The organism is Pseudomonas sp. NPDC089996 (genome assembly GCF_044748405.1).
Classification (GTDB): Bacteria; Pseudomonadota; Gammaproteobacteria; order Pseudomonadales; family Pseudomonadaceae; genus Aquipseudomonas.
The window spans coordinates 83066-94189 of record NZ_JBIVGA010000006.1 but is presented as its reverse complement, the minus strand read 5'-3'; the positions used below and the strand labels follow the sequence as shown (position 1 = coordinate 94189).

Annotated in this window: 12 protein-coding genes and 1 tRNA gene; 5 read left to right on the top strand and 8 right to left on the bottom strand. The window is 63.8% G+C overall.

The window, feature by feature from the left end; all coding sequences use genetic code 11:
- Positions 1–92: 92 nt before the first annotated feature.
- Positions 93–167 (bottom strand) — tRNA-Gln (locus ACIPW4_RS12340).
- 269 nt (positions 168–436) lie between these two features.
- Here ACIPW4_RS12340 and ACIPW4_RS12335 point away from each other — a divergent pair.
- Both ACIPW4_RS12335 and zapE read left to right on the top strand, forming a co-directional pair.
- On the top strand, positions 437–679 hold the full coding sequence (locus ACIPW4_RS12335; protein WP_400658159.1) for a hypothetical protein: 243 nt from the start codon (positions 437–439) through the stop codon (positions 677–679).
- Between the two features lie 106 nt (positions 680–785).
- Positions 786–1871, top strand: coding sequence for a cell division protein ZapE (gene zapE / locus ACIPW4_RS12330; RefSeq protein ID WP_400658156.1), 1086 nt, complete (start codon positions 786–788; stop codon positions 1869–1871).
- Positions 1872–1922: 51 nt separating this feature from the next.
- Here zapE and ACIPW4_RS12325 read toward each other — a convergent pair whose 3' ends face one another.
- Positions 1923–3812, bottom strand: a complete 1890-nt coding sequence (locus ACIPW4_RS12325) for a propionyl-CoA synthetase (RefSeq protein ID WP_400658153.1) — start codon at positions 3810–3812, stop codon at positions 1923–1925.
- 180 nt (positions 3813–3992) lie between these two features.
- Between ACIPW4_RS12325 and ACIPW4_RS12320 the strand changes: the two genes are divergently transcribed.
- Entirely contained in the window at positions 3993–4859 is an 867-nt protein-coding gene (locus tag ACIPW4_RS12320; RefSeq protein ID WP_400658150.1) for a LysR family transcriptional regulator, read from the top strand.
- Here the strand turns inward: ACIPW4_RS12320 and ACIPW4_RS12315 are convergent.
- The 5 genes from ACIPW4_RS12315 to ACIPW4_RS12295 form a co-directional block, all read right to left on the bottom strand.
- Complete coding sequence (locus ACIPW4_RS12315; protein WP_400658147.1) at positions 4833–5990, bottom strand: HPP family protein; 1158 nt, start codon at positions 5988–5990, stop codon at positions 4833–4835. The genes ACIPW4_RS12320 and ACIPW4_RS12315 overlap by 27 nt on opposite strands.
- Before the next feature lie 239 nt (positions 5991–6229).
- Positions 6230–7549, bottom strand: a complete 1320-nt coding sequence (locus tag ACIPW4_RS12310; protein WP_400658144.1) for a sensor histidine kinase — start codon at positions 7547–7549, stop codon at positions 6230–6232.
- Entirely contained in the window at positions 7546–8214 is a 669-nt protein-coding gene (locus tag ACIPW4_RS12305; protein WP_400658141.1) for a response regulator transcription factor, read from the bottom strand. The genes ACIPW4_RS12310 and ACIPW4_RS12305 overlap by 4 nt, the downstream gene beginning before the upstream one ends.
- A 1-nt stretch (position 8215) precedes the next feature.
- Positions 8216–8530 carry a PepSY domain-containing protein gene (locus ACIPW4_RS12300; RefSeq protein ID WP_400658138.1) on the bottom strand — a complete coding sequence of 105 codons (315 nt, stop codon included), beginning with the start codon at positions 8528–8530 and terminating at the stop codon, positions 8216–8218.
- The gene (locus tag ACIPW4_RS12295) at positions 8530–8838 is read right to left on the bottom strand and encodes a PepSY domain-containing protein (protein WP_400658135.1); all 309 of its coding nucleotides are present in this window, start codon (positions 8836–8838) and stop codon (positions 8530–8532) included. The genes ACIPW4_RS12300 and ACIPW4_RS12295 overlap by 1 nt, the downstream gene beginning before the upstream one ends.
- Before the next feature lie 152 nt (positions 8839–8990).
- Here ACIPW4_RS12295 and ACIPW4_RS12290 point away from each other — a divergent pair, with 152 nt between their 5' ends.
- Positions 8991–10070: a patatin-like phospholipase family protein gene (locus ACIPW4_RS12290; protein ID WP_400658132.1), complete on the top strand. Its 1080-nt coding sequence runs from the start codon at positions 8991–8993 to the stop codon at positions 10068–10070.
- 51 nt (positions 10071–10121) lie between these two features.
- On the top strand, positions 10122–10478 hold the full coding sequence (queD, locus tag ACIPW4_RS12285; protein WP_012271598.1) for a 6-carboxytetrahydropterin synthase QueD: 357 nt from the start codon (positions 10122–10124) through the stop codon (positions 10476–10478).
- Positions 10479–10488: 10 nt separating this feature from the next.
- Here queD and ACIPW4_RS12280 read toward each other — a convergent pair whose 3' ends face one another.
- Complete coding sequence (locus ACIPW4_RS12280; RefSeq protein WP_400658624.1) at positions 10489–10971, bottom strand: DUF1289 domain-containing protein; 483 nt, start codon at positions 10969–10971, stop codon at positions 10489–10491.
- Positions 10972–11124 lie beyond the last annotated feature (153 nt).

Below are 11124 nucleotides of genomic sequence, written 5' to 3'. Positions count from 1 at the left end.
CGAAAGGGCCGGTGCAGGCAAACGGAAACGACAAAACCCAGCGCCGACTGTTGTCTGCACTGAATCAGGAATACGTATTTGAAGAGAGAAAATGGCAGGGGCGGCTGGATTCGAACCAACGCATGGCAGGATCAAAACCTGCTGCCTTACCGCTTGGCGACGCCCCTGTATCGGATGCAGCTGTTGCTGCTCTGACAATTCCAATTGAGTGACAACTGGGTTGTTGTCTTGGAATGCGCGGCACTTTAACACATTGATTCGGCCTGTAAACCCCTAGCGTAAAAAAAAATGCTTTAAAACAGCAAGTTAGTGTCAAAAGCCGATTTCACAGGCCGTCCACGCAACCATCCGTCGGTTTTCCACCCACTCCCTTCAACACAATCGCATTCCTCCCTTCCAATCAGGTAAGCGAACTGCATTCACCAAGGAGGACCCCATGCCCGTTTCCCACGACCTCTATCAGGACCTGCACTACCCGCGCGAAATCGTCCAACAGCGCCGCCAGCAGGACAAGACCCTGGATCGCCTGCTCGACGAGTACATGGACATCGACAACCAGGTGCTGGCCGCCGAATCGATCTCGGCAGGCAATTTCGTCGACGAAGACCTGCGCCACCTCAAGGAACGCCGGCTGGCCGTGAAGTACATGATCGAGCGCCAGCTGGAACGCAAAGCCTGATCCATCTCGCCAGCCGATCATTGCCAGGTACTTTTTCCATTGGTCAAAATGGCCGCCCTCGGGCAAGCTCCACGCTGCCCTGCCTTTGTCCAAGGAGCTTATGCTTTTGTCTGCCTGGATCCCCTCCCCATTACGTCAGCTCGGCCAACGCTTGCGCGGTACGTCGCCCAACCAGAACGAGCTGCTCGGCTGGTTCGAGGACAAGGCGCACAGCCGTGGCTATCAGCTGAGTGACGGCCAACGGCGGGTCATCGACCGCATGGCCGGGCAGCTTGCGCAACTGGAAGGCGGCCAGCCACGCAGCCTTTACCTGCATGGCTCGGTCGGCCGCGGCAAGAGCTGGCTGCTCGATGGCTTCTTCCAGGCGGTACCCGTAGCGGCCAAGCAGCGCCTGCACTTCCATGACTTTTTCGCCCGCCTGCACCAGGGCATGCACCAGCACCGGCAACTGGACGACGCCCTGGGCGCGACCCTCGATGAACTGCTGGGCGACTGCCAGGTGCTGTGCTTTGACGAGTTCCATGTGCATGACATCGGCGATGCCATGCTGCTGACCCGCCTGTTCAACGCCCTGTTCGCCCGTGGCATCTTTTTGTTGCTGACGTCCAATTACGCGCCTGAAGGCTTGCTGCCCAACCCGCTGTACCACGAGCGCTTCCTGCCGGTGATCCGCCTGATCAACAGCTCGATGGACGTGCTCGAAGTCGGCGGCGACACCGACTTCCGCAGCCTGCCGGCCAACCGCGAGCACCAGCGTTTCACCCAGGGGCACTATGCGTGGCCCGGGGATGCGGCACAGCGTCAGGCGCTGAACGTACCGGCTGAGCAACCGGTCGTGCTGCAGGTGAACAAACGCCCGTTGCGCGCGCTGGCCATCGAAGGCCGGCGGGTGGTGCTGGCCTTTGACGATCTGTGTGAGAAGGCCACGGCAGTGATCGACTACCTGGTGCTGGCCGGCCAGTACGACGAGTGGATCATCGATGGGCTGGATGATCTGGCCGAGTGCTCGCTGGCGGCGCAGCAGCGCTTCGTCAACCTGGTGGATGTGCTGTATGACCAGGATCGGCAGGTGACAGTGATCGGGCGCAGGCCACTTGAAGAAAGCCTCGGCGGGCCGCTGGCCGACCTGATGCGGACCCGCAGTCGCTTGGGGCAACTGCACCAGATCGGGCCTGATCGCTCTATGGCCTGATCGGGCCTCTTCGCGGCTAACGCCGCGAAGAGGCCGGAACAGGTCAACCCATCAGCCAGCCCGTGGCAGATCCGCCAGCACCGCCTCTATTTCCCCAAGCACCACCGGGTCATCCAGGGTCGATGGCGGCACATAAGCCTGCCCATCGGCAATCTTGCGCAGCACCGCACGCAATATTTTCCCCGAACGGGTCTTGGGCAAGCGCTTCACCAGGCGTACCCGGTTGAAACACGCCAGCGCACCGATCGCCTCCCGCACACTGCCGACCAGGTCCACCAGCAACTGCGCCTCGGCAATGCCTTCGCCATCCTTGAGCACCACCAGCGCCAGCGGCACCTGCCCCTTGATCTCGTCATGCACGCCGATCACTGCACACTCGGCCACCGCCGGGTGGCGTGCGACCAGGTCTTCCATCTCTCCCGTGGACAGGCGGTGACCGGAGACGTTTATCACGTCGTCGGTGCGGCCCATGATGTAGACAAAGCCCTCTTCATCCAGATAACCGCCGTCACCGGTGTGGTAATAGCCTGGGTAAGTTTGCAGGTAGGCCTGCAGGTAGCGGTCATGGTCGCCCCACAAGGTCTGGCTGCACCCCGGCGGTAGCGGCAGGGCAATGACGATGGCGCCCTGCTGGTCGGGCCCCAGCAGGTGCCCGTCGTCATCCAGCACCCGCACGTGGTAGCCCGGCACCGCGCGGTTGCTGGAACCCGGCCGCGCCGCACTGCCCTCCAGCCCCACGCAAGGCGCGGTCACTGGCCAGCCGGTTTCGGTCTGCCACCAATGGTCGTGCACCGGTTTGCCGGTGACCCGCTCCAGCCACTGGTGGGTGCTGGAATCGAGCTTTTCCCCGGCCAGAAACAGCTGGCGCAGCGAGCTCAGGTCATGCTTGCCGATCAACACGCCATCGGGATCTTCCTTGCGGATTGCACGCATGGCGGTCGGCGCACAGAACAATGCATTGACCCGGTACTGCTCGACCACCCGCCAGTACGCCGAGGCGTCCGGCGTGCGGATCGGTTTGCCCTCGTAGAACACCGTGGTGCAGCCGCTCATCAGCGGCCCGTAGACGATCAGCGAATGGCCGACCACCCAGCCGACATCGGAAATACCCCACCACACATCGCCAGCCTGCATGCCGTAGATATGCCGCATCGCATAACAGAGCGCGACGGCGTTGCCACCGTTCTCGCGGACGATGCCTTTGGGTTTGCCGGTGGTACCGGAGGTGTACATGATGTAAAGCGGGTCGCCGGCATCCAGCGCCACAGGCTCCGCGGGCTCGGCACCGGCCAACGCCTGCTGCCAGTCCAGATCACGGCCAGGTTGCAGCTGCGCGGGGACCTGGGCCCTTTGCAGCACCAGCACGTGCCGTGGTTGATGGCGGGCCACCTGCAGGGCGCGGTCGACCAGCGGCTTGTATTCGATCACGCGGTCGAACTCCAGGCCGCAGGACGCAGTGAGCAATAGCGTCGGCCGCGCATCGTCGATGCGCAGCGCCAGTTCGTTGGCGGCAAACCCGCCGAACACCACTGAATGCACCGCACCGATCCGCGCACAGGCGAGCATGGCCATGGCCGCCTGGGGCACCATCGGCATGTAGATGACCACCCCGTCGCCCTTGCCTACGCCCAACTGCCGCAACAAGCCGGCCAGGCGTGCCACTTCGTCGCGCAGCTGGTTGTAGGTGAAGGTCTGCTGCGCGCCGGTCACCGGTGAGTCGTAGATCAGCGCCAGCTGCTCGCCGCGGCCCAGTTCTATCTGCCGGTCAAGGGCCAGGTAGCAGCTGTTCAGGCGGCCGTCGGCGAACCAGCGGTGGGTGCCGTCAGGGTTGTCCTGCAGGGTCAGCGAAGGTTTGCGATACCAAGCCAGGGATTCGGCCTGTTCGGCCCAGAAGGCAGCAGGGTCGGCAATGGATTGGGCGTAGCTGTGCTGGTAGGTCATGGTGGTGAAAACCCGGTACTTGTTGTTATTGAAGGGCGAACAGTGAGTATGGCCCGCACCACCGGGGCTGCCATGGGACTAAAGTCACAACGGACCTGCAAATTTGCAGACACGGCAAAAACGCCCCACAACGGTGCAAAGCCTCTAGACTAGGCGCTCCTCCCCGCCACAGAGCAGCTCATGGACATCGATCAGGCCCGAACATTTCTGGAAATCGTGCGGTGCGGCAGCCTGGTCGCCGCCGCCGAACGCCTGTGCGTGTCGCAGACCGCCATCACCGCCCGCGTGCAGCGCCTTGAGCAGCAACTGGGCTGCCAGCTGTTCGTGCGCAGCCGCAACGGCGCCAGCCTGACCAGTGATGGCGAAGCCTTCGTCAGCTATGCCAACCAGCTGGTGCAGACCTGGGAAGCCGCACGCCGCGACCTGCCGCTGCCCGAAGGCTGCCAGCAGGTACTGCATGTGGGCGCGGAAGTGAGCCTGGGCAACCCGATGCTGCTCGACTGGGTCAGCGACCTGCACCGCGAGCTGCCCAGCCATGCCATCCGCAGCGAGGTGAGCGATGGCGAGTCGCTGCTGCGCAAGGTGGAAATGGGCCTGCTCGACGCCGCACTGGTGTACCAGCCGACCTACGGCCCAGGGCTGCAGGTGGAGCAATTGATGGAAGAAAAGCTGATCCGCGTGCGCCGGGTCGAGCAGCCCGAGCCGTACATCTACATCGACTGGGGCGAAGCCTTCCGCCGCCAGCACGACGCGGCCCTGCCCGACTGCGCGCGCCCGGCGCTGAGTTTCAACCTGGGGCCGCTGGCCCTGCAGTTCATCCTCGATCAAGGGGGAAGTGGCTACTTTCGGACCCGCGTGGTGCAGGCCTACCTGGACAGCGGCGTGTTCGAGCGGGTGCCACAAGCGCCGGAATTCACTTACCCGACTTTTCTTGTCTACCCGCGCAAGCGCGACAGCGAAGCCCTGCAACAGGCTTTCGCAGTGCTGCGCCGGCTGGTGGCAGCCGGCGCCAGCGATTGGTCACAACGCTGGGACCCGGTTATCTGAAGCACTGCTGGCGGCGCTGAGCAACTGGCGTTTGAGGCCGGCAATCAGGTCAGTCTGAGTGACCACACCCACCAATTGGTCGCCCTCGAGCACCGGCAGGCAGTGCAGGCCTTGTTCACACAGCAACGGCAGCAGGCGTTCCAAAGGGTGTTGGCTGCTGACACTGACCACTCGCCGGCTCATCACCTGCTCCATGCGCACCGCTTTGCGGCCGAACAGGCCACGCCAACTGAACTGGCCGCGCTGCATCGCCGGGCCGACCAGGTCGCTGAGGCTGACGATGCCCACCAGCTTGCCCTGCTGCAGCACCGGCAGCGTTTTCAGGTGGTGGCTGGCGAGCATTTTCCAAGCCTGCTCCAGCGTCGTATCCGGGGAGGCGAACTGCACGTCACGGGACATCACCGACGCTGCAGTGATACCGCCGAGGCTGCGCTGCAGCGCGTGCTGTTCCGTGGCGAGGATGATGCGTTCCAGCTCATCGCGGGTGACATCGACAAACTCGCCCAGCTCTTCCAGCGCCTGGTCCAGGTCGGCGCCGCTGATGCCAACGCGCTCGCTGGGCAGCGGGTCGTGGGTGTGGTGCAGGTCCTTGCGCGGCGCCACCCCTTTCGGGTAGCGCACTCCGGTCAGGCGGTTGTAGAGCACCGCCACGCTCACCAGGATCAGGGCATTGAGCAGCACCGGTTGCAGCAGGTGGTCGCCCATGGCCGTCAGCCCCGAGTCGGCCAGCACCGCGCTCACCGCCACGCCACCGCCCGGCGGGTGCAGGCAGCGCAGCAGGCACATGAGCACAATCGAGATGCCCAGGGCGGCAGCGGCCACCCACAGCTCGGGGCCCAAGCCCTGGCGCATGGCCAGGCCGACCGCGCCGGCCAGGGCATAGCTGCCGAGCACTGGCCACGGCTGCGCCAGCGGCCCGGAATGCACGGCAAACACCAGCACCGCCGATGCGGCCAATGGGCCAAGCAGGTGCAGGGCGATGCCCGAGCCATAGGCCAGGCTGGTCAGCCAACCGGCGAGGAACAGGCCAAGCAACGCGCCTATACCGGCACGCAACCATTGCCTGGGGGGAATATTCAGGGGCGCTGGCAACAGCCGCTGCAGACGACTTTCGGAACGCATGGCAGACATTTGAGTAATCAGGATCTGTAGTTTTTTTAGTTAAAAAGAAAGCCCAGCCGAAAGGGCCTGGGCCTGGTATTGCAGATGCAATATCACAAGGGGCTCCGTCCGTGGAGAGATGGAAACCGCAGGGTTTCGTGAGAGGGATTGTGCCGGGAAGGGCGCGTGTGGACCAATTCAAAAAAATGCGGCTGTACTGCAATTTTTTTGCAGTGCAGAGAAGATCGAGGGGCTTGGCGCCCCCGGCGCTACCGAGCCTTGCGCGGCAATTCGATGCTGACCCGCAACCCGCCCAGGCCACTTTCCAACAATGCCAGGCGCCCGCCCCAGGCCTCGACGATATCGCGCACAATCCCCAACCCAAGCCCGTGCCCATCGACCTGCTCGTCCAGCCGTGAGCCGCGCTCAAGCACCTGCAGCCGCTGGCTTTCGGGAATCCCGGGGCCGTCATCCTCGACCCACAGCCGATAGCCCTCGGCGGTCGGCGCGATGCCCAGGCGCACTTCGCGGTCGGCCCACTTGCAGGCGTTGTCCAGCAGGTTGCCGAGCAGCTCGAGAACATCCTCCCGGTCCCACGGCAGCAGCAAGCCCGGCGCTACATCGCGCTCAAGCAGCAAGCCTTCGCCATGGATCATGCCTAAGGTCGCGAGCAACCCCGGCAGCTCGGCATCGCAATCGAACTGCGCCCCAGGCAAGGCATCGCCGGCCAGGCGCGCCCGATTCAACTCGCGGGCCAGGCGCTGCTGAATCTGCTCCAGCTGTTCACGCAACTGCGCCTGCACCTCTGGCAGGCCTTTCAATCGCTCGCTGGCAGCCAGGCTGAGCAGCACCGCCAGCGGCGTCTTCAGCGCATGGCCAAGGTTGCCCAAGGCATTGCGCGAGCGGCGCAGGCTGTCTTCGGTGTGGTTGAGCAGGTGATTGATCTGGTCCACCAGCGGCGCCAGCTCGCTGGGCACTTCGGCATCGAGCTGCGAGCGCTGGCCTTGCTGCAGCTGGGCGATCTGCTGGCGCGCGCGCTCCAGCGGGCGCAGCGAGCGGGTGACGGTGATGCGCTGCAGTACCAGCACCAGCAGCAATGCTACCAGGCCCATGCCCAGGCCGATCTGTTGCAGGCGACGAAAGCCGTCGCGCACCGGCGAATAGTCCTGCGCCACGCTGATCGAGATGTTCTGCCCCAGGCGCCGGTAATCGGCGCGCAACGCCAGCAGTTGCTGCCCTTCCGGGCCCAGTTCGTGGCTGTCGGACAACCCCGGCGCAGCGGGCTTGGGCATGTCCAGGTCCCACAGCGAACGCGAGCGCCAGGTGCCCTGCTCGAAATCGATACGGAAGTAGTAGCCCGAAAAAGGCCGCTGGTAGGCAGCGGAGACACGCCGCTCGTCCAACTGCAGGCCGGACGGCCCGCGTACCAGCGCCACCAGCAGGTTCTCGCTTTCCTTGCGCAGGCCGTTTTCCAGGTAGCGCTGCATGCCTGCCTCGAACAACCACAGGGTCAGCTGCGCGAGCATCGCGCCGACCACCACCAGCACGGCGACCAGGCCCAGGCTAAGGCGTGCCTGGATGGACTTCACCCGGCGCTCCCGGCATAGATATAGCCCTGCCCGCGACGTGTTTCGATGACGCTGCGCCCCAGCTTGCGGCGCAGGTGGTTGACGTGCACCTCCAGCACGTTGGAATCGCGCTCGGTCTCGCCGTCGTACAGGTGCTCGGCCAGGTGGCTCTTGGACAGGATCTGCTGCGGGTGCAGCATGAAGTAACGCAGCAGGCGGAATTCCGCGGCCGTGAGCTGGATGTCGACACCGTCGCGGTTCACGCATTGGCGGCCTTCATCCAGGTGCAGACCTGCAGCTTCCAGCGTCGGCTGGTTGGCCAGGCCGCGGGCGCGGCGCAGCAGCGCCTGGATGCGCAGCTGCAATTCCTCGGGGTGAAAAGGCTTGCTCAGGTAATCGTCGGCCCCGGCTTTCAGGCCTTCGATACGCTCTGCCCACGACCCTCGCGCGGTCAGGATCAGCACCGGTGTGGCCAGGCCGCCGGCACGCCACTGCGCCAGCACCTCCAGGCCCGGCAAGCCCGGCAGGCCGAGGTCGAGGATGATCAGGTCATAAGGTTCGCTCTGGCCCTGATACACCGCATCGCGGCCATCGGCCAGCCAGTCCACGGCATAGCCCTGACGCTTCAAACCGGTGGTCAGTTCATCGGCCAGAGGCACATTGTCCTCGACAAGCAACAGGCGCATTTCAGTCGTCTTCCTCGTCTTTGAGCAGGGCGCCGGTAGTGGCATCGAGCTTGATTTCGCGCACCACGCCTTGTGGGGTCAACAACTCGACTTCGTACTCGTAGCGGTCATCATCCTCTTCAAGCTCGGCCTCCAGCAAACGCGCCCCGGGGTAACGCCCCAGGGCGGTTTCCAACAGTTGTTCGAGTGGCAGGATGATGCCCTTTTGACGCAGCTTCAGCGCTTCATCCTGGTCCAGGTCGCGGGCAACGGCCAGCGAGCACACGGCCAGCAGCGACAGCGCCAGGTACCGCGCCGGCCGGGGCAAGTGAATCATCAGTTGTCCCGCTCGTCCTTCAGCACTTCGCCGGTCTTGGCATCCAGGTCGACATCCCACTCGACGTTCTGCGTGTCGCGCAGTTCGACCTTGTAGATGTAGCGGCCGTATTCGTCTTCCAGCTCGGAGTCCTTGACGGTGGCGCCCGGGTGCTTGGCTACGGCGGTGTCCTTGAGTTCGTCCAGCGGCTTGATGGTCTTGGCATTGACCAGCTTGACCACTTCGTCAGGCTGAACGTCCTTGGCGAAGGCAGCGTTGGCGCCCAGGGCGAGGGCGGCGGCGGTGAACAGGGCGGTCATGGTTTTCATGGTGGCTCTCCTGAGCGACGTTGAAGTTGTTTACGGGGTCAAGACTAAACATCAGGCCTTAATCCAACCTGAAAACAGCTGGCGGCATGATAGCGCAGCCGCAGCGGCATCAAGGTCCTATAATGGCCGGCAAGTTGCCTGCGAGATCCGTCATGAGCGCCATTCACATCAAATTCCCTGCCCTGACCTTCAAGGCAGGCCGTCGTGCCCTGCGCCAGATTCGCGAAAAGGGCCTGCAGGCTGCCGACGTCGGCGTGCTGCCCGGCGCGGCAGGTGGCCCCAAGCCGCTGGGCATCCAGGGCCTGGACCTGGCGCTGTTCGGCGAATGGCTGCCATCGGCACCGCGGCAACGCTCACTGATCGGCGCTTCGATCGGCTCCTGGCGCTTCGCCAGTGCCTGCCTCGATGACCCGGTCGCCGGCATCCGCCGCCTGGGGGAGCTGTACACCGAGCAGGATTTCGCCAAGGGCGTCACCCCCGCCGAGATCAGCCGCAGTTGCCAACGCATGCTTGACGACCTGCTGCAGGGACGCGACGGGCAGATCCTCGCCAATGCGCACTATCGCCTGAACATCCTGGTGGTAAAAAGCCACGGCCATCTCGCCCATGATCACCGAGGTCGCCTGGGCATGGGGCTGGGTTCGGTGATCGCCAGCAATCTGTTGGGGCGTGCACGCCTGGCCCGGCACTTCGAACGTATCATCCTGCACGACGAGCGCAGCGCTCCGCCGCTCGACGCCCTCACCGACTTTCCCTCGCGCTGCCTGCCGCTGGGCCTGGCCAACCTGCGCCACGCCCTGCTGGCCTCGGGCTCGATCCCGATGGTGATGGAAGGTGTGCGCGACATCCCCGGTGCAGGCGCCGGCACTTACCGCGACGGCGGCCTGCTCGACTACCACCTCGACTTGCCCTACCGCGGTGATGACCTGGTGCTGTACCCGCATTTCACCGACAAGGTGGTGCCCGGCTGGTTCGACAAGGCACTGCCTTGGCGCAAGGGCGACGCCACGCGCCTGCAGAACGTATTGCTGATGACCCCCTCGCCGCAGTACCTGGCCGCCCTGCCCTTCGGCAAGCTGCCGGACCGCAACGATTTCAAGCGTTTCTTGGGCGATGCGCCAAGCCGTAAACGCTACTGGTACAAGGCTATTGCCGAAAGCCAGCGGCTGGGTGACGAGTTGCTGGAGCTGATCGCCACCGGGCGGTTGCATGAACGCCTGCAAGCCTTGTAGGAATCATGCTGGTAGACTGCGCGCATTATTGATTCACGCAGAGTTATGACAGTGGAAATCTTCAAGGAATTTACGTTCGAATCGGCCCACCGCCTGCCCCATGTTCCTGAAGGGCACAAGTGCGGCCGCCTGCACGGCCACTCGTTCAAGGTCGGCCTGCACCTGACCGGCCCGCTGGACCCGCACACCGGCTGGATCCGCGACTTCGCCGAGGTCAAGGCAATCTTCAAGCCGATCTACGAGCAACTGGACCACAACTACCTGAACGACATTCCGGGCCTGGAAAACCCCACCAGCGAAGTGATCGCCAAGTGGATCTGGGATCAGGTCAAGCCATTGATGCCAGAACTGTCGAAAGTGCGCATCCACGAAACCTGCACCAGCGGCTGCGAATACACTGGCGACTGAACCGCGCCGCTCACTGGCCCTGCGCGCTGCCCATGGCATCGCGCAGGAAGTGGGGGGCGATGTAACGTTGGTAGTGCGCTTCGGACAGCAGGAAGAACTCGCGGTCGATCGCATCGCGCAACTGTGGCAACTCCCAGTTGCGAAACTCTGGCAGCAGCACCATGCCATAGGCCTCCACGTCGCGAATCATCCGCGCGCCGCGCGCGATCAGCTGGTACGCCCAGCAATATTCCGACTGTTGCTCGACGAAGCGGATCGAACGCTGCTGCAGCTGCTGGCGCAGCAGGTTTTTGTCAAAGACTTCAAGCTTGGCCATCATCACCTGCGCCAGCAACTGCTCCAGGCGCAGCCAGACGGCACGCTTCTGCTCGTCGTCATACCCGTTCCAGTTGATCACTTCATGATGAAAACGCTTGCAGCCACGGCACACCGTGTCTCCGTACACCGTGGAGCAGAGGCCGACGCAAGGGGTTTTGATGGACTGGTTGGACATTGAAAACAACGGCTTGGCGGTGGAACACAGAGGCATGTTAGCCCTTTGTCTAACCAGGGTCACCCGTTAAAGTCATGTTCAGCGCCTTACCTTCGGGCATTTTTTGCCGTAGAATCATCCCGCCTTTTCAAGGCAACAATGTCCGTTGGAAGC